Here is a 26,558-nt window from a genome sequence, read left to right on the forward strand (position 1 = left end):
AGCCGGGTCCCTCCGGGCTGTGGGCGGTCCGGCCGGCCGCGCTGGGCGGCCGGCCGGACCAACCGGGTCGGGTACGTCAGCTGCTGACGAACTTGGCGGCCAGCTGCGGGGTGGAGACCAGGCTGACCCCGGTCAGGCGGGCCAGCACCCGGCCGTCCGGGGCGACCGCGGTGACCGTCAGGCTCGCGGAGGTCCCGTTCACGGCTCCGGGCTCGACGACCGCCAGGAACGTCCCGCGGTCCGGCAGCGCCTGGTGGAACTCCGCCCGGGCGACCGAGAGCGGCAGGCTCGCGGTGGACCGGAACAGCCGCATCCAGACCAGGCCGGCCTGGAGCAGCAGGTCCGCCGCGCCGGGGCGGTAGAGCCGTCCCGCGTACGCGCCGCCGGCCGGGCGCGGCTCGGTCAGCGAGCACTCCAGCACCAGCCGGCCCTCCTCCTCGGCCAGCACCCGGCGCACCCCCTGCAGGGCCGGGCCGTGGAAGAGCGTGCCGTCGGTGTAGAGCCCGGTGGCGTCCCGGCCCCGCCCGGGCGCCGGCAGGCCCGCCATCGTCGGGTGGTTGAGCTCGGACGCCGGGTCCGCGCCGAGCACCACACCGGCGGCGTAGTGCGGCCGGACGGCGCCGTCCGCGGCCACCGAGCGGATCACCACCTCGGTGGTCGCCTGGTCGCCCGCCGGCGTCGCCGCCAGTTGCAGCCGGGCCGGCTCGCTGCCGTCCAGCAGCAGGCCCTTGTGCACGGCGAAGTCGCGCACCTGGCGGACCGTGCCGCCGCTGAGCCGCTCGACCGCGCCGATCGCCCAGCCGAGGGCGACCGCCGCCGGCAGCACCGGGACCCCGCCGATCAGGTGGTCCGTCACGATCGGCTCGGCGGACAGCCCGGCCGTCGGCCGCTCCAGCACCACCGCGGCGGGCGGCGCGGCCCTGCGCACCGACAGCGGGGTGGTCGGGCCGAGCACGGTCACCGTGTCGTGGCCGTGCTGCGCGGCGAACTGCCCGGTGAACAGGGCGGTTCCGGTCTGCTCCGGGATCAGCGTGATGCCGCGCTCCTGGAAGACCGCCTTGATCTGCGGCGAGACCATCCCGCTGTCCCAGGCACCCCAGTTGAGCGAGGAGACCCGGGCCTGCGGGTGCCGCCGCTTGAACGAGCTCGCCCAGGCGTTCAGCACCTCGTTGGCCATCGCGTAGTCCGACTGCCCCTGGTTGCCGAAGAACCCGGCCACCGAGGAGAACAGCAGCACGTGCCGCAGCCGGTCGGCCGGCAGCGCCTCCACCACCGCCCGCAGCCCGCCCAGCTTGGGCGCGAACACCCGCTCGATCTCGGAGGCCCGCTTGTTGGCGATCAGCTGGTCGGCGAGCACCCCGGCGCCGTGCACCAGACCGGTGACCCGCTCCGCGTACGGCGCCAGCGCCCGGGCCGTCGCCGCGGCGTCGGTGATGTCCACCGCCAGGTACTCGGCGGTGGAACCGGCCGCCCGCAGCTCGGCCAGGGTCTGCCGGATCTCCCGCTCACCGACCACCGCCTGGTACAGCTGCTCCACCCGCTTCGGGGTGGGCTTCTCCCCCGCCGCCTTCAGGTGCGCCGCGGCAGCCGCCTTGAGCTCCGGTCCACCGGTGACACCCGCGGCCCAGGCGGGCTCCTCGCCGAGGGCCGTGCGGCCGAGCAGCAGCAGACCGGGGCGGTACGCGCCGGCGAGGTCGACCACGCAGCGGGCGGTGATGCCACGCCCGCCGCCGGTGACCACCAGCAGGTCCTCCGGGCCGAGTTCGGCCACCGGGACGGCCGGGTCCGCGGCGAGCGCGGTGGGCGACTGCGCCAGCGTCAGCGCAACGCGGCGGCGGCCGTCACGGCCCACCTGGACCGGTTCGGCCGAGGCGTCGTTGATCTCCGCCAGCAGCAGTTCCGCGGCCGCCCGCGGCTCCAGGCCGGGGGCCAGGTCCACCGCGCGGCAGAACAGCTCCGGCGCCTCGACGGCCAGCGTCTTCACCAGCCCGCCGAACCCACCGGCCGGGACGAGCTCCTCGGCCACCCCGGTCAGGCCGAAGGCCCCGTCCAGCCGGGTGACCGTCAGGAATCCGGCCCGCCCGCCGTCGGCCTCCTTGGTCAGCGGCTCCACCACGTGCTTGGCCACCAGCAGGGCGTGCGACAGCCTGCGCACGCCGTCCGCCCAGTCGGTGTCCTGCCGGGTCGCGAGGTTCACCACCAGGCGGACCGGCCGCTCCAGGGCCTGCTCGATCCGTTCGGTCAGCTCGGTGACACCCCAGCCGGAGAGCGCGAAGCCCGCCACGCCGTCGATCGTCCGGGCCACCGACGGCAGCCGCAGCACCCGGACGTCCCAGCCGCCCGTCCGCAACCGGTCGGCCAGCAACGGGGTCAGCTCCCCGCCGTCGTCGACCAGCAGCGCACCGGCGCCGGCCGGGTACGCGCCCACCAGGGCGTCCGGGGAAGGCAGTTCGACCAACGCGGCCTGCGCCCGGCCGATCGCCGGAAGGTGCGCCGGCGCGGCGGACGCGGCGGCCGGGGGCGCGGGCCGCTCGGGCTCCGGCTCCGCTCTCGCCGCGGCGGTCGCGCCCGAGACCCCGGCCATGAAGTCGACGATCTGCCCCAACGTCCGCAGCTCGCCCAACTGCTCGGGCCCCACCGGCGTGTCACTCGGGAACCGCTCCGACAACACACCCAGAATCTCGACCCGCTTGATCGAATCGATGCCGAGATCCGCCTCGACATCCATCCCCAACTCCAGCATCTCCACCGGATAACCGGTCTTCTGCGCCACCACCTCCAACAGCGCAGCGGACACCGCCCCCGCATCCACCACCACCGGCGCAGGCGTGGCAGGCGTACCGGGAACGGCCACACTGCTCATGAAGTCGACGATCTGCCCCAACGTCCGCAGCTCGCCCAACTGCTCGGGCCCCACCGGCGTGTCACTCGGGAACCGCTCCGACAACACACCCAGAATCTCGACCCGCTTGATCGAATCGATGCCGAGATCCGCCTCGACATCCATCCCCAACTCCAGCATCTCCACCGGATAACCGGTCTTCTGCGCCACCACCTCCAACAGCGCAGCGGAGACCTCCCCCGCATCCACCACCACCGGCGCAGGCGTGGCAGGCGTACCGGGAACGGCCACACTGCTCATGAAGTCGACGATCTGCCCCAACGTCCGCAGCTCGCCCAACTGCTCGGGCCCCACCGGCGTGTCACTCGGGAACCGCTCCGACAACACACCCAGGATCTCGACCCGCTTGATCGAATCGATGCCGAGATCCGCCTCGACATCCATCCCCAACTCCAGCATCTCCACCGGATAACCGGTCTTCTGCGCCACCACCTCCAACAGCGCAGCGGACACCTCCCCCGCATCCACCACCACCGCAGCCCCCGGCGCAGGCAGACCGGGAAGCGCGGGAGCGGCAGTCGCGACAGGAGCGGCGGGAAGGGCCGCCGGCGCCGGGGCGACCGGTGCGGGAACGGCAGGGGCGACCGCCGCCACCGGCGCGGGAGCCACCACCGCGGGGGCCACCTGCAGCGGAGCCACCGGCCCGGCGGGGGCCGCCGGCGCGGGAGCCGCCGGCGCAGCGGCGCCGGAGCCGAGCTCCAGGGCCGCCAGGTCACGCAGGATCTCGTTGGCCCGCAGGTGCGTGCGGCCGATCGCCAGGCCGTGCTCCTTGACCGCCGTCACACCGGCCAGCACGTCGTCGACCCGGCCCTGGCCTGCGGCGTCCTCCAGCAGCCCGGTCAGCCGCTCCGCGCTCTGGAGCTGACCGTTGAGGTAGTCGTCGTGCAGGGCGAGGTGATCGGCGATCAGCTCGGGCAACCGGTCGGACGCCGGTGCGGGAAGGTGTTCGTGGTCCACGGTCTCGCTCTCCAGGACGACGGGCAGGGCAGGTACGTGAGCGGGGGCCGGCGCCACGGCCTCGGCCGCCACCGGCGCGGGCAGCACCACCGCGGGCGGCGCCACGACGGTCGGCCGCACCTCGGCGACGGGCGCCGGGGAAACGGGCACCGGGGAAACGGCCACGTCGGTGGTGGGCGCCTCGGCGACCGGTACGGCCGCCCCCGCCCCCGCCCCCGGCAGCCTCGGCTCGGCGATCCGGTAGCCGTGCTCCAAAGCGTCGCGGTAGGCCGCCTTCCGCGCGTCGGAGACGTAGTTGATGCCGTTGAGCAGCACCGTCATCCCCTTGCTCGGCGCGGCCTCGGCCACCGGCGCCACGTACCGGTCGGCCACCGACAGCGGCAGCCCCAGGACGGCCAGCTGCGCCACCGCCCGCTTCAGGGCGAGGTCGGCGTCGGCGCCCGGACCGCCGTCCAGCCGGACGGCGTGGTGCGGCCGGTCGCCGAGGATGCGGCCGACGAGCTGGGTGAGCACGCCCTTGGGGCCGAACTCGACGAAGGTGCGGAAACCCGCCGCGTACATCTCCTCGACCCGGTCGGCGAAGTGCACCGGGTTGATCAGCTGCTCGGCCAGCAGCGAGGCGTTGGCGGCCGGGTCGGCGCCGTACGCGCCGCCGGGGGTGTTGGCGTAGACCGGCCGCCGCGGCTCCCGGACCTCGACCCGGGCGACCGCCGCCCGGAAGGCCTCGACCGCGTGCGCCACGAACGGCGTGTGGAAGGCCGCCGACACCGGCAGCCGGCTGATCCGCAGGCCGTGCGACGCCGCCGAGGCGACCAGGCGCTCGACCGCCGCGGTCGCGCCGCCGAGCACGACCTGGTCGGCCGCGTTGCGGTTGCAGACCACCAACTCCGGGTGTGCCGAGAGCAGTTCGGCGAGCTGCTGGTCGCTCGCGCCGACCGCCGCCATCGCCCCGGCGTCGAAGGACGGGTCGGCCGGCGGGGCCATCGCTGCGCCGCGGGCCCGGGCCAGCGCGAAGTAGTCCTGGTCGGCCAGCGCGCCGGACGCCCACAGCGCGGTCAACTCGCCGAAGCTGTGGCCGAGATGGCCGTCGGCGGCGAAGCCGAGCCCGGCCAGGTACCGGTACTGGCCCACCGACAGGGCGCCGATCGCGGGCTGCGCGTACGCGGTGCGGCGCAGCGACTCCTCCTGCTCCCGGCAGCCGGCGTCGTCGAAGGCCGGCGCGGGGAAGGCGATCCGGGAGAGCGGCTCGACGCCCTCGAACTGCCGGTTGGCCTGGTCGAACGCGGCCCGCAGCGGCGGCAGTGCGAGCACGGCGCGGTGGCCGGGGTTGACGTACTGACTGCCCTGCCCGGCGAACAGCGCACCCACCCGGCCGGTCTCGGCCTCCGCGCGGCGGAACCACACCCCCTTCGGGTGCGCCCAGTCCTGCGCCGACGGCTTGGCCCGCAGCTCCTGGACGGCCAGCGCGCGCAGCTCGGCCAGGTCGGCGGCGCCGGCGGCGACCAGCGCAAGCCGCGCGTGCCCGGCCGGTACCGGGCCCTCGACCGGCTCGGCGCCCTCGGCGACCAGCACCGTCAGCGCGGCTGTGTCGGGGGCGTGCCACAGGTGCACCCGGGCGACCGGGAACATCACCTTGAGGTCCTCGCCCTCGCCGTGCTCCTGGAGCACGAAGTGGAAGTTGGTGCCGCCGAAGCCGAAGGAGGAGATCGCGGCGCGGCGCTCGGACCGCTGCGGATCCTTGATCCACGGGCGGCTCTCGGTGTTCACGTAGAACGGGCCGGCCTCGAAGTCGATCGCCGGGTTGGGCTCGTCGACGTTGATGGTGGGCGGCAGCACCTTGTGGTGCAGGGCCAGCGCCAGCTTGATCATGCCGGCCGCGCCGGCGGCCGCCTTGGTGTGCCCGATCTGCGACTTCACGCTGCCGACGGCCGCGTACTGCCGCTGGTCGGTGGTCTCGGAGACCACCGCCGCCAGCGCGGACAGCTCGGTGGCGTCGCCGACCGCCGTCCCGGTCCCGTGCGCCTCGAACAGCTCGACCGTGTCCGGCGTGCAGCGCGCGTCCTCGTACGCGCGCCGCAGAGCGACCATCTGGCCCTCCTTGCGCGGGGCGTAGATGGACTTGAACCGCCCGTCGCTGGAGGAGCCGATGCCGCGGATGACGGCGTAGATCTCGTTGCCGTCCCGCTCGGCGTCGGCCAGTCGGCGCAGCGCCAGCATGCCGATGCCCTCGCCGATCAGCGTGCCGTCCGCGTCCTTGTCGAACGGACGGATCCGGCCCACCTTGGAGAAGGCGGGCGTCTTGCTGAAGCAGAGGTACATGAAGATGGTGTTCTCGGCGTCGCAGCCGCCGGCCAGCATGGTGTCGGCCCGGCCCTCCAGCAGCTCGCTGACCGCCGCCTTGGTCGCGGCGAGCGAGCTGGCGCAGGCCGCGTCGATCGTCATGTTGGTCCCGCCGAGGTCCAGCCGGTTGGCGATCCGCCCGGCCACCACGTTGCCGAGCATGCCGGGGAAGGAGTTCTCCTCCCAGGGCGCGAAGGCGAGCTTGAACTTCTCCGCGATCTCCTCGGCGTCCCGCTCGGTCAGCCCGCAGCTGCGCACCACCTCCTTGAGCACCGGCGTCTGCAGGCGCGCCGAGAGCGGCTGGGTGAGCTGGTTGGCGCCGGTGATGCCGAGGATCACGCCGGTGCGCTCGGGCCGGTACCAGGGCTGCTCGGCCCCGGCGTTCCTGAGCACGTCGCGCGCGACCACCAGGCTGAGCAGCTGGAGGACGTCGGTGACCTCCAGGGTGGTGGGCGGCAGGCCGAACTCCATCGGGTTGAACGCGACGGACGGGATGAAGCCGCCGCGCCGGGAGTAGGTCTTGTCCGGCGCGGACGGGTCCGGGTCGTAGTGCTCGGCGACGTCCCAGTGGGTGCTCGGCACGTCCTGGATGCAGTCGGCGGCCTCCACCACGTTGCCCCAGAACTCTCTGAGGTCACGGGAGTTGGGGTAGAGCGCGGAGAGGCCGACGATGGCCACCGGCTCGTCGGCGAGCCGGCGGCCGAAGTCGGCGTCGGAGCTGGTCGGTTCGGGCTGGGACTGGGGCTGCGAGGTGTTCACGGCAGGGCTCTCTTGGTCTCGGAGGGCCGGCCCCCTGGGCCGCCGCCGTGCGGCCGGCGACCCGGGGTCCGTGCGGAGGACGGGGCCTGCGTCAGACCTTCTCTGCGACGGTCCCCGTGGGGACCGGAACGGGACGGACCAGGCGCGCGATCAGCGCGGCGGCGTCCGGCCGGGTGAGCATCGTGTAGTGGTCGCCCGGGCTCCGGTGGACCTCCAGGCCGCGGGTCGCGAGCGGTGTCCAGCCGAGCGTCGGGTCGCCGGGGATCAGGCTCCGCTCGGCGGTCACCAGCACCAGCGGCACCTCGGCCGGCACCGGCCGGTAGGGAGCGGTCAGCCGGTTGTTGCGCAGCAGGCCGTCGACGTAGGTGTCGTACAGCTTGCGCAGCCCGGGCAGCGGGGTGTCGGCGGCCAGGGCGCCGCTCGCCGCGGCCGCGTCGAGCACCAGCAGGAGGCCGTCCTCGACCCCGCAGGTGGCGAGCCGGTCCGGGTCCGGCCGCACCGGGCGGCCGCGCTTGGCCCCGAGGTACATCGCGAACCACCCGATGAGCAGGGACGGTTCGAGTGCCTCGTCGGGCTGCTGGTACTCCCCGGTCGGAGCGATGCTGTCCAGCAGCACCAGCCGGGCCGGGCGCCGCCGGGGCGCCTGCCGCTGCACCATGGCCTGCGCGACCACGCCGCCGAAGGACCAGCCCGCCAGCGCGTACGGCCCGCCGTCGTACGCGCTGTCGAACTCGTCCCGCAGCCGGTCGGCCAGTGCCTCGACCGTGGTCTCGGCCCGGCCGCCGGTGAGGGCCGCCTCCCAGTACTCCGGCAGGGCGGACAGGTCGAGCACGGTCAGCCCGGCGCCGTCCGGCAGGGCCTCGGCCAGGGTGGCGTGCACCCCGGCGGCGAGCGCCCCCGGATGGACCAGGTAGACCGTGCCGCTCCCGGCCGCCGGCTGTCTCAACCGGTTGACGGGGAGCGGGAGTTGGCTACGCCGAGGTCGCATGCTGCGCCTCGGCTCGGATGGCGGACTCCTCCGCGATGTGGGCGGCCAGGTCCTTGATGCTGGGGTGGTACCAGAGCGCGGTGGTGCCGAGCTCGAAGCCGAGCCAGCTCTCCATCTCGCCGGCCAGGATCAGCGCCTCGGTCGAGTCCAGGTCGAGTTCGTCGAAGTACTGTTCCGGCGACACCTCGGACGGTTCCGCCCCGAGCCGGTGCGCGATCTTCTCGATCAGCCAGTTCTGAGCGTCAACTGCTTTGATCAGAGCCACAGTTGGTCCTCCAGGGATGAGTCGGCCCGAGCCGGGCCGGTCGGGATGCCTCTGAGAACTCCTGTCAGCAGCGACCGTGCGCTGCTAAGGTCCCCGGGGAGCCGTCACGGCGCCGCGGCCCCGGATGCGGGCGCATCGGGGCATGGCTCGGCCAGGGCCTCAGGATTCGTTGGTCAACAATCAACATCTGCTCTTGGCGCGGTGGTTGCGGCACCGCACGCCCGTCACCCCGCGGCACTGCCGACGGAACGACGGACCGCCTCGACCTGCCCGGCCGGCGGAGTGTGTGAGTGATGGCGTTCGACACGGGGCACCGGATGCACCTCGTTACGGGGCAGGACCGTACGCGAGTTCCGGTTGAGCCTGCAACCAACCGATAGTGAATCACCGGGGGCGTGGCACGAACGCACGGTAGCCGTATCTTTGGCCCGTTGCCCCGGCGATGGTCACGGAAAGCAACGTCGACCTGCGACGATCAGAGCGCACCGGCCCGTCCGACCCCAAACGGAGGATGACGTTCGAACGTCTGGTGCACACCGGGCGCACTTTCGGCGACAGAGTGCGCCGGGGCGTACGCGGGGCTGTTCTACGCGCGTGAACAGGCCGATGTGAACTCGGAGTTAAAGCTCGGACGGCTGCTTGCCGCCTCGCTCGGGCGGTGGATATGGTCACCCCAGCTATCCGTTGACCTGCCCGGCAACACCCTCCCTGCACCGCCGGCCCATGAACACGGAACGAGGACTGCCATGTCCGCGGCCCACCGGCGTCCCCCCGGTGGCCGGGCGGACCCGCACACCGGGTCCGCCCGACCGCCCGGATCAGCCCAGTTGGACCACAGCGCGCGACATACCGAGCACCTTCTGGCCCGCGAACGTCGCCAGCAGATCCACCCGCACCCTGCGGTCGTCCAGCAGTGCGGCGACCTTGCCCGAGACCTCGATCACCGAGCCGTCCTCGTCGTTCGGCACGGGCACCGGCCTGGTGAACCGCACGCCGTAGTCGACCACCGCACCCGGGTCACCGACCCAGTCGGTGACCACCCGGACGGCCTCCGCCATGGTGAACATGCCGTGCGCGATGACGTCGGGAAGCCCGACCTCCTTCGCGAACTTCTCGTTCCAGTGGATCGGGTTGAAGTCGCCCGAGGCGCCGGCGTACCGCACCAGCGTGGCGCGCGTCACCTTGAACGACTGCGCCGGCAGCTCGGTGCCGACCTCGACCTGGTCGAAGTTGATCCCCATCGCGCTACTTCCCCTCCTCGTCGGCGGCCCGGGACACCAGCGACATGACCGACGTCACCACGTGCTCGCCGGACGCGTCGTGCACCTCGCCACGGACCGTCAGCACGTCGTTGCCGGCCAGCGACTTGATCGCCTCGATGGACACCGTCACCGCCAGCCGGTCACCGGCCCGCACCGGGCGGGTGTAGCTGAACTTCTGGTCGCCGTGCACCACCCGGCTGTAGTCCAGACCCAGCTCCGGGTCGTTCACCACCTGCGCGGCCGCGCTGTAGGTGAGGACGAACGGGAAGGTCGGGGGCGCGATCACATCCGGGTGGCCGAACGCCTTGGCCGCCTCCGGGTCGGTGTACGCGGGGTTGGCGTCCCCGATCGCCTCGGCGAACTCACGGATCTTCTCCCGGCCGACCTCGTAGGGCTCGGTGGGCGGATACGTCCGCCCGATGAAGGAGGGATCGAGCGGCATGAGCTACTCCTCTGAATGTGTCGTTACACAGAAACGACTCCAGGCCGCGCCCCGTACGGGGTGCGGCCTGGAGTCAGTGCAAAGTCAGCGGGTCTCGCGGTGCGCGGTGTGCGCGTTGCAACGCGGGCAGTGCTTCTTCATCTCAAGACGGTCCGGGTCGTTACGCCGGTTCTTCTTGGTGATGTAGTTCCGCTCCTTGCACTCCACGCAGGCCAGCGTGATCTTCGGGCGGACGTCAGTGGCAGCCACGGGAGTGCCTTCCTGGGACAACGAATAAGAACACGACAAGAGTAGCCGATCGGGAGCAGTACCCCCGATCGACTACGCGGAGTAGCGGTGACCGGACTTGAACCGGTGACACAGCGATTATGAGCCGCTTGCTCTACCAACTGAGCTACACCGCTTTGATGATCAGACTCCCCACCGGGGTGGAGAGGCCTTTCACCAGAGCCCCCATGCGGAATCGAACCGCAGACCTTCTCCTTACCATGGAGACGCTCTACCGACTGAGCTATAGGGGCGAACGAGGAAGAGATTACACGGTTCGCGGCCAGAGGTGAAATCCGTATCCGGGGCGGAAGACCGCAGGTCGGCGCGGGCGTACTGACGCTCTCTCGGGACACGCGCGTTCGAGGAGGTCACGCCACCGGCGGCTTGACCCGATACGACTTATGCCCGCCTCCGAGCCTCCCGCCCCCCGGCGGCCTAGGCTCGACCGGCAGTGATCATGCGGTTCCCGGGGCGCCCCGAACGCCCGAGAGCACCCCGGGTCGAGCGCCTGGGGCCGAACGGCCCCGGAGAGTGAGGAGCCGGCCGATGAGCGCGGACAGCGCACCAGCCGAGGGGCCGCACCCCGGCCCGTCCGCCAACCCGCTCGGCCACGGCCCCGTCCTGCTGCTCACCAACGCCCGGCTGGCCGACCGGCGGGTGGTGGACGTCCGGATCAGCGGCGACCGGATCCAGGCCGTCGGCGCCGCGGGCAGCCTCGGGCCCCTGCCCGCGGCCCCCGGCCGGCCCGCCGTGACCACCGGCGCCCGGATCGACCTCAGCGGCTACCTGCTGCTCCCCGCCCCGGCCGAACCGCACGGCCACTACGACGCCGCCTTCACCGCGGCCCTGCCCGGCCCGCCCCCGGAGGAACCCGCCGACCTCGCCCGCCGGGTCACCGAGGCCGCGCTCACCTCACTCGGCTACGGGGCCACCGCCCAGCGCACCCACGTCCGGATCGGCGACCTGCACGGCCTCGGCCGGCTGGAGGCGGTGCTCACCGCCCGCCAGGCCCTGCGCGGCCTGGCCGACCTGCAGGCCGTCGCCATGCCACGCCTGCTCACCGGGCGGGCCGGCGCCGACGGCCGGGCCCAGCTCCGCGAGGCGCTGAAACTCGGCGCCACCGCCGCCGGCGGCTGCCCGGAGCTCGACCCCGACCCGGTCGGATACGCGCAGGCCCTGCTGGAGGCCGCCCGGGAGGCGGACTGCCCGGTCGACCTGCACACCACCGGCCGGGACCTCACCCAACTCGCCCGTATCGCCGGGGTGCTGGCACCACTGCGCCCCCGGGTCGTGCTCGGCCCGTGCAGCGCCCTGCCCTCCGGCGGCGTGGCCGTGCTGGCCGGTGCCGGCATCCGTGCGGTCTGCCTGCCGCAGAGCGGCGGCTGCCTCGGCCTGGAGGGCCCGCCGACCGGCCTGCGCCCGTCCCTGGCAATGGAGTTGATCGAGGCCCGGGTGCCGCTGGCGGCCGGCAGCGGCGGACTGCGCGACCTCGCCAACCCGGTCGGCCGGGCCGACCCGCTGGAGGCCGCCTACCTGCTGGCGGCCACCGGGCTGCTCAGCCCCGAGGCCGCGTACGACGCGGTCAGCGGCCAGGCCCGGGTCGCCCTCGGGCTGCCGGCCGTCCGGGTGGACGCGGGGTTCCCCGCCGAACTGCTCGCGGTCCGTGGCGACAGCCTCCCCGGAGCGCTGGCCGGCGGCCACAGTCGCCTCGTGGTGCACAGCGGCCGGGTGGTCAGCCGGACCAGCGCCGTACGGGAGTTCGCGGACACCGTCGCGCTCGCCCTGCCCCGGCAGACCAACCCCGGCTGAGCTACGGCCGGGGCTCCACCCGCTCCCGCCCGGAACGCGGGGCCGGCTCACCGCGGCGGACCGCACCCGGCGCCCGGCGGCCCGGGCGGTCGGCCCGACGGGACGAGCTCAGCTGCCAGGGCACGCTGATCACCATCACGCCGGGCGTGAACAGCAGGCGGCTCTTCAGCCACAGCGCCGACTGGTTGTGCAGCACCTGCTCCCACCAGCGGCCCACCACGTACTCGGGAATGAACACCGCCACCACCTCCCGGGGATGCGAGCGCCGGTACTCCCGGACGTAGTGCACCACCGGCTTGGTGATCTCGCGGTACGGCGAGTCCAGCACCTTCAGCGGCACCGGGACGGCGAACTCCTCCCACTTCGCCCGCAGTTCGCGCAGCGCGTCCGCCTCCACCGCGACCGTGAGCGCCTCCAGCTCGTCCGGCCGGAAGGCCTGCGCGTAGCCGAGCGCCCGCAGCGTGGGCTTGTGCAGTCTGGAGACCAGCACGATGCCGTGCACCTTGGACGGGCGCACCGACGCGGCCCGCGGATCGTCCGCCGCGAGCTCCTCGGCGACCGCGTCGTAGTGCCGGCGGATGCCGCGCATCATCACCCACAGCACCACCGCCGCGACCACCGCCAGCCAGGCACCCTCGGTGAACTTGGTCAGCAGCACGATCACCAGTACCAGTGCGGTCACCACCGCGCCGAACGCGTTGATCACCCGGGACCGGTGCGCGGCGTGCCGCACCCCCGGATCGGACTCCTCGCCGAGCAGCCGGTTCCAGTGCCGGACCATGCCGATCTGGGACAGCGTGAAGGAGGTGAAGACACCGAGGATGTAGAGGTGGATCAGGCTGGTCACGTTGGCGTCGTACAGCCACAGCAGGCCGCCGGCCACCAGCGCGAGGGCGATGATGCCGTTGGAGAACGCCAGGCGGTCGCCGCGTGTGTGCAGCTGCCGGGGCAGGTAGCGGTGCTCGGCCAGGATCGAGGCCAGCAGCGGAAAACCGTTGAACGCGGTGTTCGCGGCCAGGATCAGCACCAGCGCCGTGACGGTCTGGATGAAGTAGAAGAGGAAGCTGTGGTCGCCGCCGAAGACCGCGGCCGCCAGCTGTGCGATCACGGTCGGCTGGGTGTAGGTCGCGCAGTCGGTACCGAGACCGGTGAGCTGGCAGGCGTTGTCCACATAGTGCACGTCCGAGGTCAGCGCCAGGGTGGTGATGCCCGCGAACATCACCACGGCCGTGAGGCCCATGACGGCCATCGTGGTCGCGGCGTTGCGCGACTTGGGCGCCCGAAAGGCCGGTACGCCGTTGGAGATCGCCTCGACACCGGTCAGCGCCGTACAGCCGGAGGCGAACGCCCGCAGCCCCAGCATCAGCAGCGCGAAGCCGGCCAGCGTGTCCTTGCCGTCCTCCGGCACGATCCCGAAGGCCGCGCTCTCGGCGACCGGGCCGTCCCCGAGCAGTACCCGGATCAGCCCGGTGCCCACCATCAGCAGGATCCCGCCGATGAACAGGTAGGTCGGCACCGCGAAGGCGTTGCCGGACTCGCGTACCCCGCGCAGGTTCATCGCCGTCAGCAGGGCGACGAAGCCCACCGCGAGGACGACCTGGTAGCCCGCGAGGCCGGGCAGCGCCGAGATGATGTTGTCCACGCCGGAGGCCACCGACACCGCGACCGTCATCACGTAGTCGACCATCAACGAGGCCGCCACCACCAGCCCGGACCGCGCCCCCAGGTTGGTCGACACCACCTCGTACGAGCCGCCGCCACTCGGGTAGGCGTGCACCACCTGGCGGTAGGACATCACCACCACCGCCATCAGCGCGACCACGGCCGCCGCGATCCACGGCGTCAGGTACAGGAAGGCGGTACCGCCGACGGTGAGCACCAGCAGGATCTCCTGCGTCGCGTACGCCACCGAGGAGAGCGGGTCCGAGGCGAAGATCGGCAACGCCAGCCGCTTGGGCAGCAGCGTCTCGCCCAGCTCCTCGCTGCGCATGGCCTTGCCGATCACGAGACGCTTCAGCACCTGGGGCAGATTGAACACACCCGCGAGACTAGGTCGGCCGACCGCTCCCACCGCGAGCCTCTCCGGCGTACGGCGTGTCCCCGATTCCCCCGATTCCCCTGAACGGCCCCGCCCCCACCCCCGCCGTGACTCGGGCGGACCACCTGGCCGCACCCGACAGAAAAGGCCCCCGACCTGCGTTTCCACAGATCAGGGGCCTTTCCGTTAAAGCTCGTCGTGCGGTGACCGGCGGGCTCATCCGGGAGGAAGGGGTCAGGTTCCCCAGTTGGCTATCGAAGCCGCCTCATCGCTCCAGCCGAACGGGGCCAGATCCGGAGTGTTGCAGCCCTTGACGGCGAAGAACTCGTTCCCGGTCCAGTTGATGGCATCGAAGAGCGAGACGTCGAATCGGCACCAGCTGAGCGAGGATATGACATCGTTCCAGTTCTGCGTCCCCAGAAACCCTCGGTGAACCTGACTCAAGTCAGTGTAGCCAAACCCTGGGTCAAGGCTGAGGCTGTCGCCCTGCTCTCCGGCGTCCTCCCAGAAGACCGCAACGGGTGACAGGGAATCAGGATTGGTCGTGCAGACATGCTCCCAGCTCAGCGAGGCCGTGCGCTCGCCATCGGCGTATATCCGGCGCACTTCCGAGAGCATCGCCGTACGCTCGGTGAAGGCGCCGAGGGCTATGGACGAACCGTACTCCAGGCGGGTCAGGGATAGAGGTTCCTTCAATTCGCTGTTCATGCGCTCAAGATCTTCGACGACCTCACCATCGAGAACAAGAGGCACCGAGGGCCTGATCTCTCGTATGCGCCCGCCGGGCTCCCGGCGCCCTGACGTATCCTCGAGCGTTCCAGCCGGAACTCTCTCAGGTGCTGCGCTCTTGCCTCTCGTTTCTTCGCTGGTACGTGACATTTGCACCACCCCATGAAGGCCCCCGGAGGCCGCTTCCTGCGCAACCGTGCGGTCTCCAAGGTTGTGTTACTTGATGATCGGCCATTTCGATCGGGCCGCAAGAATTCTCACAGTCCAGCAGCAGCCCGGTTCCACGCGAAACCAAGTCACTGCACCCGACGTCGTCCGAACGGGAGGCCACAGGCGCCGGATGGTGCCAGTGCCCGAAAGTCGTAGATTGATTGTTTCTCACAATACGCCCCCGACCCGGTCAAATCGACCACAAAGAGTGAAAGTCGACCTCTCGTTTCGACCGATAGCTAACGCTGTGTCAACAGCCACTCCGACGGGGACCGTGCTGTAAACACCCGGTCAGCGATAAGGCTCGGCGGTGACGATGGGTAGCCAGGACTCAATGCCGCGAGGCTTAAGTCGATCAAGGGATGCCTGGGCGGCGCCTCGTTGCGCGGAACTCCGAGCAGCGCTCAGCCGGGGCAGGGCGCCCTCGGCGGACACCCCGCGAGTCCTGGTCCGGAGCTGGTCCGAATGCCCTGGTCGGAGCCGGGGGCCGGGAGGAACGGAGCGAGACAGGTCACACAGACGGCCCACTGGCGACCGTCAACATTCGAACACAACAAGAACGGCCCTGAACCGCGTTTCCGCAGTTCAGGGCCGTTCCGTTATCCGGTGGCTGGTGCAGGGTTCGAACCTGCGTAGCTTGCGCGACAGATTTACAGACCGCGCAGCGAACCCGGCTGACCTGCATCGCAGCAATCTCTGCAAAGCATGTTCCCACGCATCTCCCACGTTGCGGTGGGCTTGGCATCGCAGTCGACTTGAAGTAGGGCAGGAATCAGCGGCGGCTGCCCGCTACGCGCCCCAGCACGGTTGCTTCTCTGCTGATCAACGACGAGGACTCCGCAGCCGTCCTGCGCTAGCCGATCAAACGGGTCCTGCACGACGACGCCAAACCTACACACCGAGGGACGTTAGGACGCGAGACGGCATGGTCAGCGACAACGGTCAGCGGGTGGACTTTTTCATCAGCCACGCCGGGGCGGACCGGGCGTGGGCGGAGTGGGTGGCCTGGCAGTTGGAGGACGCCGGCTACACCACCGAACTCGACCACTGGGACTGGGCACCCGGCGAGAACTTCGTCCTCAAGATGAACCAGGCCCTGGACGGCGGGGGCCGCATGGTCGCCCTGTTCTCCGCTGCCTACTTCGAGCCGGAGCGGTTCACCACCGATGAGTGGACCGCCATCGTCGCCGCCAAGGACAAGATGGTCCCGATCCGCCTCGACACCGCCAAAGCTCCGTCCATCCTGGGCCCGATCATCACCGCCAGCATCCAAAACATGGACGCCGATGCGGCTCACACCGCCCTCCTGGAGGCGGTCCGGAAAGCCCTCGGCGAACGGGGCCGCCCCCACCAGGAACCCGGATTCCCGGGTCCGGGAGGCTCCGGCCACCTGCGGCGTCTTGGCGCAACCGGACCCCGCCTGCCCGGCACCCTCCCCGGCGTGTGGAACATCCCCAACCGCAACGCCTCCTTCACCGGCCGCGACAAGCTACTCGTCCAGCTCCGCGCCGACCTCACCACCGGAAGCACGGTGGCGGTTCAGGCCCTGCACGGCCGCGGCGGCGTCGGCAAGACACAGCTCGCCATCGAATACGCCCACCGATTTGCCAACGAATACGAACTCGCCTGGTGGATCCGCGCCGAGGAACCCGCCCTCATCGGCGAGCAGCTCGCCGACCTCGCCACCCGCATCGGAGCCGCACCCGCCGACGCCACCCCCGCCGAGGCCTGGGACGCCCTCGCAACCGAACTGCGCACCCGCGCCCGCTGGCTCCTGATCTTCGACAACGCCGAAGGCCCCGCAGCCCTGCGCCCCTACCTGCCCGGCGGCACCGGCCACATCCTCATCACCTCACGCGACCCCCGCTGGCAGACCTACGCGGTCCCCCTCGACATCGGCGTTTTCACCCGCGACGAATCCATCACCCTGCTCCAAGACCGCGTCCCCACCCTGACCAGGGCCGAGGCGGACCAGTTAGCCGATGACCTCGATGACCTGCCCCTCGCCCTGGTGCAGGCCGCCGCCACCCTCACCGACGGCCTTCCCTTGGCCCAGTACCGCCGGCTCCTCGCCGAACACATCAGTGCGCTGCTGGAGGAGAACCGCCCCGACGACTACCCCTTCTCTCTCGCCGCCCAGACCCGCCTCAGCAGCCAGCGCCTCGCCCAGGAAAGCCCCCAGGCCGCCGCACTCCTCAACGCCTGCGCCCTCCTCGCCGCCGAACCCTTCCCCCTCCACACCTGCACCACCACACCGGCGGAAGACACCCCCGAGCCGATCGCCGCCCTCCTGCGCGACCCGCTCGCCGCCACCCGCGCCATGGGCGCCCTGGCACGCCACGCCCTCGCCCGCATCCAGGACGGCACCCTCCAACTCCACCGCCTCACCCAATCCCTCGTCCGCGACCAACTCGACGACGGCCAACACGCCCAGGCCGCCCGCGGCGCACAGGCACTCCTGACCGCAGCCAACCCCGGCAACGCCACGGAACCGGCCACGTGGCCGAGGTGGCGCGACATCACCCCCCACCTCCTGGCCATCGACCCCCGCGCCATCACCACCGAGACGGCACGCGACGTGGTCCGCGACGCCTGCTGGTACCTCATCGACCTCGGCGACGCCCGCAGCGCCCTGCCACGCCTTGAGGAGCTGCACCATGTGTGGGGGGCGCAACTCGGCCCCGACCACGAGGGCACCCTCTGGACCGCCAACTACCTCGCCATGGCCTACGGCAGCACCGGCGACGCCCCGCGCGCCCGCGACCTCGATCAGGACACCTACGACCGCCGACGGCGGCTCGTTGGCAACGACCACCCCGACACCCTCAGCGCCGCCCACTACCTAGCCGCCCGCCTCGCCGCCCTCGGCGAGACCGAAGCCGCCCGCAACCTGAGCCAGGACACCCTCGACCGCCGCCGGCGCGTCCTCGGCAACGACCACCCCTCCACCCTCGCCACCGCCAACAACCTCGCCATCCACCTCGCCACCCTCGGCGAAACCGAAGCCGCCCGCAACCTCGACCAGGACACCTACGACCGCCGACGGCGGCTCGTCGGCGACGACCACCCCGACACCCTCAACGCCGCCCACAACCTCGCCGCGGACCTCGCCACCCTCGGCGAGACCGAAGCCGCCCGCAACCTCGCCCAGGACACCTACGACCGCCGCCGACGCGTCCTCGGCGACGACCACCCCTCCACCCTCGCCACCGCCAACAACCTCGCCATCCGCCTCGCCACCCTCGGCGAAACCGAAGCCGCCCGCAACCTCGCCCAGGACACCTACGACCGCTACCGGCGCGTCCTCGGCGACGACCACCGCCACACCCTCAGCGCCGCCCACAACCTCGCCGCGGACCTCGCCACCCTCGGCGAGACCGAAGCCGCCCGCAACCTCGCCCAGGACACCTACGACCGCCGCCGACGCGTCCTCGGCGACGACCACCCCGACACCCTCAACACCGCCAAGAACCTCGCCACGGCGGCGAAAGCAGCCAGCGACACCATTGAATGAACCTGAGCCTCGGTTGACCCGCGGCTTTACAGACCGCGCGCCGAACCGCGCTGACCTGCGTCGCAGCACTCTCTACGAAGCGTGTTCCCGCGTATCTCCCGCGTTTGCGATGGGCCACGCACCGCAGTCGACTTGAAGGAGGGACACGAAACAGCCACGGCTGCCGGCCCCACGCCCTGCCGTCGCTGCTTCGCAGCCACGAACGCACGAACGGGGCACATGATGAGTGCAGAGATCGCCGACCTGGTGAACCAGGCCGGCCCCTACCTGACCGCAGCCCTAACCGCATACGGCAGCGCAGTGCTCACCAAAGCAGAGGACGCCGCCGCCGACGCCACCGCCAACCTCGGCCGACGTATCCTCCAAACCGTCTGGCACCGACGCTCCGAACCCGAGCAGGCCGAGCTCGAAGCAGCAGTCCAAGAAGCCGCCGAAGAAATCAACGACGAGGACGCCGCCGCAGCCCTGCGCCAGCAGATCAAACGGGCCCTGCGCGACGACACCGACCTGCGCAGCGAACTCGCCCAACTCCTGCCCCCACAGTCTCCTGGCACGGTGACGGCTACTGCCTCCGGGCTGGGGGCAATCGCTGCCGGCCGGGACATCCGCACCGCCATCACCGGCGGCATCAACCGCCCCGCCCCATGAACAGCCCGCACCCCGACGCCTCCGGGCCGCGGGCAATCGCTGCCGGCCGGGACATCGGCACCGCCATCACCGGCGACGTGCTCACGCTGCCAGCGGATATCCTCAGCGCGGCCCGCGACGTTCCGGCGCCCCCCGGACTCTCCAACCTTGCGCCATATCCGCTGTGCCTGGGCCGTGAGGATGCCCTGGCCTGGCTTCGTGCCGCCCTTACCGAAGCGAGTGGGAGCGCGATCACGCAGGCATCGACCGTGCACGGCCTGGGCGGCGTCGGCAAGACCACCCTGGCCCTCGCCTACGCCCACCGGCACCGCCAGGACTACACCGTCATCTGGTGGATCAACGCAGACTCGCCTACCCGCATCGAACAGTCCCTCGCAGACCTCGCGCTACGGCTCTTCACGGCCTGGGCCGGTCATGCCTCACAGGCCGAGCGGGCCGCCTGGGCGATGACCTGGCTGCAATGGCACCCCGGCTGGCTACTGATCTTCGACAATGTCGCGAGCCCTGCGGACGTGAACAGTTATCTCGGCGCGCTCAGCGGGGGCCACGAGCTGATCAGCAGCCGCCGCGCAACCGGCTGGCCCCACACCATCCGCACCTACCCACTCAGCACCCTCGGCCCCGACGAGGCAGCCGAGGTGCTCTGCACATACGCCCTGGCAGGCACTCCACCCACCACACGCCAACTCCAGGAAGCAAAAACACTGGTCGCCGAACTGGGCAACCTCCCCTTCGCCCTGGAACAGGCTGGCGCCTATCTCCACCAACACCCCACCATCGGCATCGACGCCTACCGGCGACGCCTGCCTGCGAACCTGGACAAGGCCGCCGAGGGCACCGACGCCGAGCGCACCATCGCCCGCATCTGGACCCAGACCCTCCGATCCCTCACCGCCCGCGACCCACTCTCCGTCGCCGTCCTGCGCACACTGGCGTGGCTCGCTCCCGATGACCTCCCGATCAGCCTTCTCGAAACCTCGGGTGTGGCCACCGAGGAGCTCGACGAAGCCCTTGGCCTTCTGTCCTCCTACAGCATGGCCACGGTGACCCAGCACACGGTCAGCGTTCACCGACTTCTTCAGGCTGTCCTCCGCTCAACCGCACCGGCCGAGCCCGACGGATCGCCCGAGGGCCGCCACACAGCCGAAGAAGCGATCGCCCGGGCCCTCGCACCGTTCGATGCTCCCGAGACCGGCTTAGCCACGGCGTGGGACCGCCTGATGCCGCAACTGATCGCACTCGCCTCCACCAGGCCGGCGGAACATCACAGCGACCGCGCGGCCGACTTCTACCACACCGCAGCCCAACACCTGCGCGGCCAGGGCCATGATGCCCGCACCATCCCGCTCCGACAGGCCACTCTCGCCCAGTGCGAGCAGGTCCTCGGCGACACCCACCCCGACACCCTGGCCAGCCGGGGCAACCTCGCCGGCGCCTACGAGTCAGCTGGCGACCTGGACCGTGCCATCCCGCTCTACGAGACCACCCTCACCCAGTGCGAGCAGGTTCTCGGCGACACCCACCCCCACACCCTGAGCAGCCGCAACAACCTCGCCGGCGCCTACGAATCAGCTGGCGACCTGGACCGTGCCATCCCGCTCTACGAGACCACCCTCACCCAGTACGAGCAGGTCCTCGGCGACACCCACCCCGACACCCTGAGCAGCCGCAACAACCTCGCCTACGCCTACCAGTCGGCCGGGGACCTGGACCGCGCCATCCCCCTCTACGAGACCACCCTCACCCAGTACGAGCAGGTTCTCGGCGACACCCACCCCGACACCCTGAGCAGCCGCAACAACCTCGCCGGCGCCTACGAATCAGCTGGCGACCTGGACCGTGCCATCCCGCTCTACGAGACCACCCTCACCCAGTACGAGCAGGTCCTCGGCGACACCCACCCCCACACCCTGACCAGCCGGGGCAACCTCGCCTACGCCTACCAGTCGGCCGGGGACCTGGACCGCGCCATCCCCCTCCACGAGACCACCCTCACCCAGTACGAGCAGGTCCTCGGCGACACCCACCCCGACACCCTGAGCAGCCGCAACAACCTCGCCTACGCCTACCAGTCGGCCGGGGACCTGGACCGCGCCATCCCCCTCCACGAGACCACCCTCACCCAGTACGAGCAGGTCCTCGGCGACACCCACCCCGACACCCTGACCAGCCGGGGCAACCTCGCCTACGCCTACCAGTCGGCCGGGGACCTGGACCGCGCCATCCCCCTCCACGAGACCACCCTCACCCAGCGCGAGCAGGTCCTCGGCGACACCCACCCCGACACCCTGAGCAGCCGCAACAACCTCGCCCGCGCCTACGAATCGGCGGGCGACCTGGACCGCGCCATCCCGCTCTACGAAACCGCCCTCACCCAGCGCGAGCAGGTCCTCGGCGACACCCACCCCCACACCCTGACCAGCCGGGGCAACCTCGCCTACGCCTACCAGTCGGCCGGGGACCTGGACCGCGCCATCCCCCTCCACGAGACCACCCTCACCCAGTACGAGCAGGTCCTCGGCGACACCCACCCCGCCACCCTGACCAGCCGCAACAACCTCGCCTACGCCTACCAAGCGGCCGGGGACCTGGACCGCGCCATCCCCCTCCACGAGACCACCCTCACCCAGCGCGAGCAGGTCCTCGGCGACACCCACCCCGACACCCTGACCAGCCGCAACAACCTCGCCTACGCCTACCAGTCTGCGGGCGACCTGGACCGCGCCATCCCCCTCTACGAAACCGCTCTTGCCAAGTGCGAGCAGGTCCTCGGCGACACCCACCCCGCCACCCTGACCAGCCGCAACAACCTCGCCCGCGCCTACCAAGCGGCCGGGGACCTCGACCGCGCCATCCCCCTCTACGAAACCGTCCTTGCCCAGCGCGAACAGGTTCTCGGCGACACCCACCCCCAAGTACTGACCAGCCGCAACAACCTCGCCACCGCCTATCAAGCAGCCGGGGATCTGGACCGCGCCATCCCTCTACTTGAAACCACCCTCGCCCAGCGCGAGCGGGTCCTCGGCGACACCAACCCTCACACTCTGGCTAGCCGCAACAACCTCGCCCGCGCTTACCAGGCAGCTGGGGACCTGGACCGCGCCATCTCCCTCTACGAAACCGTCATCACACAGTGCGAGCAGGTTCTCGGAAAGACCCACCCTCACACGCTAACCACGCGCAAAAGCCTTGCCTCGGCCAGGAAAGCAGCAGCCAGCGCTGGAGGGTGAACCTGGGCTTCCGCTTGACTGCCGGCTTTACAGACCGCGTAACGAATCGCTCTGACCTGGACATTCATCCCGCCCGGGGCACGCCATCCCACAGGTGCCCCATGGTCAACCGAACCGGAGGTAGAGCTGGAACACCCATGGGTGTTCCAGCTGTCCCCGCCAGGCCGGACGGGGCCGGTGGCACCTGTCCGGGCACTGTCCGGTCCATTCTCCCAGCTCAGAGCCGGTGACCGGACAGCCGGACAGCCGGACAGTAGCCCCCTGGGCATTGGTGGTCCGGCCTACTGGCCGACCCCGCTCAGGGCACTCAAGTGATCCAGATGCGCAAGGGCATGCAGCGACACAGTGGCAGGTGTGATGCTGATCCGCTGACCCGGCGCCTTCGTTCGCGTGTCCGACCTGGCGTTACAGCACCTGCAGGTTCTTCCGCAGCTCGAACGGCGTCACCTCGGAGCGGTACTCCTCCCACTCCTGCCACTTGTTGCGCAGGAACTGACGAAGCCTCTGGCCGACCTATAGCTTCCCTCCATCCTGGATCTCTGACCTGCGGTTGAGCCGTCAGTGCCTGTCATCGGCGGTTGCCCTCGACTCCCCCCGCACGGCCCACAGACGGCCCGGGCTCGGCCCCTCGATGCGAACTACCGGCGAGGCGGCCGCTGAGGTGTCCCGCCGTGGTCCGCGCGCCTGCTGCGGCCGCCGGAGGCCACCCGCGATCGCCACGGTTGCTGTACCTCGCCGCTGTACAGCACGCACGGCCCGCGGCCATGGCCCGCGCGGCAGCGGCGCCAGCAGCCTTACAGGCCGCCCGACACTCGACACAGGACGTGGTCCGGATCGTGAACCAGAGCGGCGGTCCAGGGTCGCCGAGTGGTACCGGCGGCCTATGCCTCCGGGCCCGAGACAGGCGGCACAATCAGCACGGCTTTTGGGGTGACCGCTTCGGCGATCGCGGCGATCAGTCCATCCGAGTTCGCCACAAGCCACCGCGAGAAGGCTTCCCCCAGGGCGATCCCCATCGTGTCCGGGACGCTGACCTCATGGTGGTACAGCCAGTCGCTGAAGGCCTTGCCCACTCCCTCTGCGGTTGCCTCACGCTGCTTGCTCACATGGTCTCCAGACGATGCGATGTGAGGGCTCTCAGTGCGCAGGGGCCTGCGACCTACTTGCGACTGTTCCAGGGGCTCTGCGGCGCCTTCTGCGGGCAACAGCGCGCCCCACGCTCGGTCAGTGTGAAGTTCCTTCCAGACCTTAGGCGCGATGGTCCTCGGGTCAACGCCCTCGCTGGGCGTTCCGACCTTGTAGACACCATCTGGGTCTTCGGATCGGTCATGCGCCTTGACCCAGAAAACGCGCCTCGCAAAGGAACCAGGCACGTCACCGCTCGGTGCGGTCGCTCCGAGCATCGCATAGCCGACGCGGCGCCCTGGCCCCTGCCATGGCACGGGGCGACGCCGTGTGCCGGCAGTCAGCACTAGTCGCTCGCGGACGTAGTCGAACGCCTCCGCCCCCTCCGTCCAGACGATGCCGTCCGCATGTTCGATGGCACCTGGATCTCTGTTCATACGCTCCCCTCCCAGACAAGCAGCCTTGCCGGACTGCCCACTGGGTTCAGCTCGCAACCACGCGGGGGCGCGGAACTTTCAACTCCTTTGTCCCGAATGAGGTCCGGGCCGGTAGTCGACGTGCTTTGATCGACGGCCTCCCTGGTCAGAGCGTTGCTCTGCGTTGGTCTCGGTCGTGCCGAAGTGGTCTTGTCCCAAGATCTTCTCCCAGGGTTGCCCCAGGGGCCTACCTGGGAGCGGTCGGATGCCGGGCGACTCCGACGGACGCGCTCACAGCGCACCAGTCCGATCCTCATAGCACAATTATCCACATGCCTACCGCCGGGAGATCTACATGAATGTGACCGCGTGGATAGCCACAGTGGGCCTGCTAGCTGGCATCTGGCAACTCTGGGCCTTGACGCAACAAGCTAAAGAACTGGCGAAACAGACAGCGTCCAACACTGAAGCAATGCGCGCTTCGGTATATATGAACGTGTCGCAGATGATGATAGAGATAGACCGAATTTTCCTCGAGAGACCTCAGTTGCGCGCAGAGTTTTACGGGGGGAGGGATGGCGATGTGGATCGCCAAGAGCCTCAAGCTGCGGCAGAATTGATGATGGACTTCATTGACTGTCTAATCAATGAAGAGGGGCACATGTCGGACGGACTGAGCGTATACTGGAAGAATTATTTTGATGATCTAATGCGACACAGCGGCGCTCTTCAGGATTTCTGGCGCAAGCATAGGGACTGGTATGGCGAGGCGGTACGAGCGGAGATGGACCGGGCTTTGGAGAAAGCCCAGTCATAGGCTGACGATGATTGATTCATGGTGCAGCCTCGCCGCCCTCTGGAGGTGTGGAGAATTGGGACTTAGCGCCATCTCGCCCTGCCGACTGATCGACTGCAGTAACCTCTACGCGCCTTGAGACCTGTGGAGAGTGTCTTTCTCACCTCGGCCATAGCCCCTGTACGGCTGATGCCCTGCTCTACTCCAGCGCGTTGGCTAGGTCCGCTGGGTCTAGCAGCTCAGTCGGAGCGCCCCGACCAGCGACGAGGGCCAGCTCCCGAATCGTCGCCTGAAGAATTGGCGCCGGAGACGCTTCGAACGCACGTGGCCGCTAGGGGTGTGCGGTGCTCGTACCCCTGCTCAACCCGCATGCGTCGGCGCCCTAAGGACCCTCGTCTTGGGGACGCACTGACGATGCTTGTCTGATCCGCTCTTGCACCTGCTGATTCGAGGCCAGTGATGCAGGCAGCACTGTTCTGTCCGAAATCTGAGCCACAAGGACCTGTTTGACTGCCAGGCCTATGGCATGGCTCAAGTCGGCTGTACGTAGGTCGGCGTTGTCTAGGAACGCCTCGTCCAGCCGCGTGCGCTCCAGACAAGCACCGTTCAGGATCGCGCCCTCTAGGTGCGCCTCGTCCAGCCTCGCGCCCTCCAGATGCGCATTGCTCAGCCTTGCGCCCTCCAGACGGGCTTCATACAGTTTCGCGTCCTCGAGATGGGCATTGCGTAGGTTCACGCGCTCCAGATGGGCGCCATGCAGTGATGCGTTCTTCAGATAGGCCCCAACTAGGTGTGCGTCCTCCGCATGGGCACCGTCCAGGATCGCGCCCTCAAGGTGGGCCTCGTGCAGCTTTACGCCCTCCAGATTGGAACCAACCAGATCGGCGCGCTCTAGATGGGCCTGGCGCAGGAATGCGCGCGCCATATGCGCGCCCCGCAGCGTGGCGCCCTCGAGATGGGTGCCCGGCAGTGCGGCGTCCGCCAGGTGAACGCCCCGCAGGTCAGCGCGCTCCAGATGGGCATCCCGCAGGTTGGCGCCCTCGAGACGGGCAGCAAGTAGGTTCGCATCCTGTAGGTGGGCGCCGCGAAGGTCAGCGCGCTCCAGATGGGCATTCCGCAGATCTACATGCTCCAGATGGGCATCCCGCAAATTGGCGCGCTCCAAGTGGGCGCCGAGGAGGTTGGCGCGCTCCAGCCGCGCTCCGGAGAGATTGGCCCCCCTCAGGTGGGCCTTGGACAGGTCAAGCGCGAATGGCTCGTGACGCTTAGGACGCCGGCCGAGCACGGTCAGCGCGGCCTGGACGTCGGCGGTGGGCGTGATCGAATTCTGCGCGGACGCACGTTCCCGGACGAAAGCCGCTAGCACCTCCAGCACGGTCGAATGGTCCTTGGCCGAGTCGCGCATGATCCGTTCCAGGGCGTAGATCCCTCCCAAGCGAACCTCGATCACAGCGGAGCCAAGCTGCTCAACTGCCTTGGTGAAACGATCGGTGACGTGCCCTTCTCTGCTCAGATGTAGCGTTCGGGCAGTGAAGATCAAGCCGACCAGTGCCACTAGAGCAGCGCTGATTGCCACCACTGCCTGGCGGAAACCTGTAACTGCTGTTGCCTGTGCCGGTTCCAATCCGGCCAGATGAGCGCGTTCGAAATACCAAGGGCCGCGGACCAGCAACCAACTGAAGCCCGCTAGCACGGCCAACCCGACCACGCCCGCCAGCAACCCAGATACGAGCTTGCGACGCCAACTGCGACCCATCACCTGCCCAGGACACCGGGTTCGAAGCAATACGGCACATCAATGCGTCCAACTGGGCCTACCCCTATCGGTGGGCTCAAGTGTCGCAGTAGGGATGACGGC

Annotated in this window: 15 protein-coding genes, 2 tRNA genes and 2 pseudogenes; 5 read left to right on the forward strand and 14 right to left on the reverse strand. The window is 70.1% G+C overall.

Features of this window, described 5'->3' with window-relative positions; genetic code table 11:
• Positions 1-76: 76 nt before the first annotated feature.
• The 8 genes from OG871_RS16915 to OG871_RS16950 all read right to left on the reverse strand — a co-directional run bounded on the left by OG871_RS16915 (position 77) and on the right by OG871_RS16950 (position 10,436).
• Positions 77-6,958, reverse strand: a complete 6,882-nt coding sequence (locus tag OG871_RS16915) for an SDR family NAD(P)-dependent oxidoreductase (protein WP_371497621.1) — start codon at positions 6,956-6,958, stop codon at positions 77-79.
• Between the two features lie 91 nt (positions 6,959-7,049).
• Positions 7,050-7,904: an alpha/beta fold hydrolase gene (locus OG871_RS16920; RefSeq protein ID WP_371497623.1), complete on the reverse strand. Its 855-nt coding sequence runs from the start codon at positions 7,902-7,904 to the stop codon at positions 7,050-7,052.
• Between the two features lie 25 nt (positions 7,905-7,929).
• The gene (locus tag OG871_RS16925) at positions 7,930-8,211 is read right to left on the reverse strand and encodes an acyl carrier protein (protein ID WP_371497624.1); all 282 of its coding nucleotides are present in this window, start codon (positions 8,209-8,211) and stop codon (positions 7,930-7,932) included.
• Between the two features lie 818 nt (positions 8,212-9,029).
• Entirely contained in the window at positions 9,030-9,452 is a 423-nt protein-coding gene (locus tag OG871_RS16930) for a MaoC family dehydratase (RefSeq protein ID WP_371497626.1), read from the reverse strand.
• Positions 9,453-9,456: 4 nt separating this feature from the next.
• Positions 9,457-9,915 carry a MaoC family dehydratase N-terminal domain-containing protein gene (locus OG871_RS16935; protein ID WP_371497627.1) on the reverse strand — a complete coding sequence of 153 codons (459 nt, stop codon included), beginning with the start codon at positions 9,913-9,915 and terminating at the stop codon, positions 9,457-9,459.
• 84 nt (positions 9,916-9,999) lie between these two features.
• The gene (gene rpmG / locus OG871_RS16940; RefSeq protein ID WP_004571794.1) at positions 10,000-10,164 is read right to left on the reverse strand and encodes a 50S ribosomal protein L33; all 165 of its coding nucleotides are present in this window, start codon (positions 10,162-10,164) and stop codon (positions 10,000-10,002) included.
• A gap of 82 nt (positions 10,165-10,246) precedes the next feature.
• Positions 10,247-10,319: transfer RNA gene (locus OG871_RS16945), tRNA-Met, on the reverse strand.
• Positions 10,320-10,363: 44 nt separating this feature from the next.
• Positions 10,364-10,436 (reverse strand) — tRNA-Thr (locus OG871_RS16950).
• A gap of 295 nt (positions 10,437-10,731) precedes the next feature.
• On the opposite strand from OG871_RS16950, the gene OG871_RS16955 reads away from it, so the two are divergent.
• Entirely contained in the window at positions 10,732-11,994 is a 1,263-nt protein-coding gene (locus OG871_RS16955; RefSeq protein WP_371497628.1) for a hydrolase, read from the forward strand.
• A 1-nt stretch (position 11,995) separates the two neighbouring features.
• Here OG871_RS16955 and OG871_RS16960 read toward each other — a convergent pair whose 3' ends face one another.
• Both OG871_RS16960 and OG871_RS16965 read right to left on the reverse strand, forming a co-directional pair.
• On the reverse strand, positions 11,996-13,984 hold the full coding sequence (locus OG871_RS16960) for an APC family permease (RefSeq protein ID WP_371503334.1): 1,989 nt from the start codon (positions 13,982-13,984) through the stop codon (positions 11,996-11,998).
• A gap of 282 nt (positions 13,985-14,266) precedes the next feature.
• Entirely contained in the window at positions 14,267-14,785 is a 519-nt protein-coding gene (locus OG871_RS16965) for a hypothetical protein (RefSeq protein ID WP_371497629.1), read from the reverse strand.
• 1,111 nt (positions 14,786-15,896) lie between these two features.
• Between OG871_RS16965 and fxsT the strand changes: the two genes are divergently transcribed.
• The 3 genes from fxsT to OG871_RS16980 all read left to right on the forward strand — a co-directional run bounded on the left by fxsT (position 15,897) and on the right by OG871_RS16980 (position 22,363).
• Entirely contained in the window at positions 15,897-18,485 is a 2,589-nt protein-coding gene (gene fxsT / locus OG871_RS16970) for an FxSxx-COOH system tetratricopeptide repeat protein (protein WP_371497630.1), read from the forward strand.
• A gap of 222 nt (positions 18,486-18,707) precedes the next feature.
• Positions 18,708-19,133, forward strand: coding sequence for a hypothetical protein (locus tag OG871_RS16975; protein ID WP_371497631.1), 426 nt, complete (start codon positions 18,708-18,710; stop codon positions 19,131-19,133).
• Positions 19,134-19,381: 248 nt separating this feature from the next.
• The gene (locus tag OG871_RS16980; protein ID WP_371497632.1) at positions 19,382-22,363 is read left to right on the forward strand and encodes a tetratricopeptide repeat protein; all 2,982 of its coding nucleotides are present in this window, start codon (positions 19,382-19,384) and stop codon (positions 22,361-22,363) included.
• Positions 22,364-22,768: 405 nt separating this feature from the next.
• Here OG871_RS16980 and OG871_RS16985 read toward each other — a convergent pair.
• From OG871_RS16985 to OG871_RS16995, 3 genes and pseudogenes are all read right to left on the reverse strand, one after another.
• Positions 22,769-22,855, reverse strand: a pseudogene (locus tag OG871_RS16985) (glutamine synthetase); the annotation flags it as partial.
• A gap of 389 nt (positions 22,856-23,244) precedes the next feature.
• Positions 23,245-23,469 (reverse strand): hypothetical protein, encoded by a 225-nt coding sequence (locus OG871_RS16990; RefSeq protein ID WP_371503533.1) that lies wholly within the window; start codon positions 23,467-23,469, stop codon positions 23,245-23,247.
• A gap of 120 nt (positions 23,470-23,589) precedes the next feature.
• Positions 23,590-23,925, reverse strand: a pseudogene (locus OG871_RS16995) (DUF6009 family protein); the annotation flags it as partial.
• A gap of 334 nt (positions 23,926-24,259) precedes the next feature.
• Here OG871_RS16995 and OG871_RS17000 point away from each other — a divergent pair.
• Positions 24,260-24,721, forward strand: a complete 462-nt coding sequence (locus tag OG871_RS17000; RefSeq protein ID WP_371497633.1) for a hypothetical protein — start codon at positions 24,260-24,262, stop codon at positions 24,719-24,721.
• Positions 24,722-25,082: 361 nt separating this feature from the next.
• Here the strand turns inward: OG871_RS17000 and OG871_RS17005 are convergent, their stop codons facing one another.
• Positions 25,083-26,456, reverse strand: coding sequence for a pentapeptide repeat-containing protein (locus tag OG871_RS17005; RefSeq protein WP_371503335.1), 1,374 nt, complete (start codon positions 26,454-26,456; stop codon positions 25,083-25,085).
• Between the last annotated feature and the right edge of the window lie 102 nt (positions 26,457-26,558).

Origin of the sequence: Kitasatospora sp. NBC_00374, assembly GCF_041434935.1 — a bacterium.
In the GTDB taxonomy this organism is placed as follows: Bacteria; Actinomycetota; Actinomycetes; order Streptomycetales; family Streptomycetaceae; genus Kitasatospora.

Bases quoted from the DNA above. Each gene is read 5' to 3' on its own strand.
- OG871_RS16930 (WP_371497626.1), bottom strand. From the start codon at position 9,452: ATGGGGATCAACTTCGACCAGGTCGAGGTCGGCACCGAGCTGCCGGCG.
- OG871_RS16935 (WP_371497627.1), bottom strand. From the start codon at position 9,915: ATGCCGCTCGATCCCTCCTTCATCGGGCGGACGTATCCGCCCACCGAG.
- OG871_RS16955 (WP_371497628.1), top strand. From the start codon at position 10,732: ATGAGCGCGGACAGCGCACCAGCCGAGGGGCCGCACCCCGGCCCGTCC.
- OG871_RS16960 (WP_371503334.1), bottom strand. From the start codon at position 13,984: ATGCGCAGCGAGGAGCTGGGCGAGACGCTGCTGCCCAAGCGGCTGGCG.
- fxsT (WP_371497630.1), top strand. From the start codon at position 15,897: ATGGTCAGCGACAACGGTCAGCGGGTGGACTTTTTCATCAGCCACGCC.
- OG871_RS16975 (WP_371497631.1), top strand. From the start codon at position 18,708: ATGAGTGCAGAGATCGCCGACCTGGTGAACCAGGCCGGCCCCTACCTG.
- OG871_RS17000 (WP_371497633.1), top strand. From the start codon at position 24,260: ATGAATGTGACCGCGTGGATAGCCACAGTGGGCCTGCTAGCTGGCATC.
- OG871_RS17005 (WP_371503335.1), bottom strand. From the start codon at position 26,456: ATGGGTCGCAGTTGGCGTCGCAAGCTCGTATCTGGGTTGCTGGCGGGC.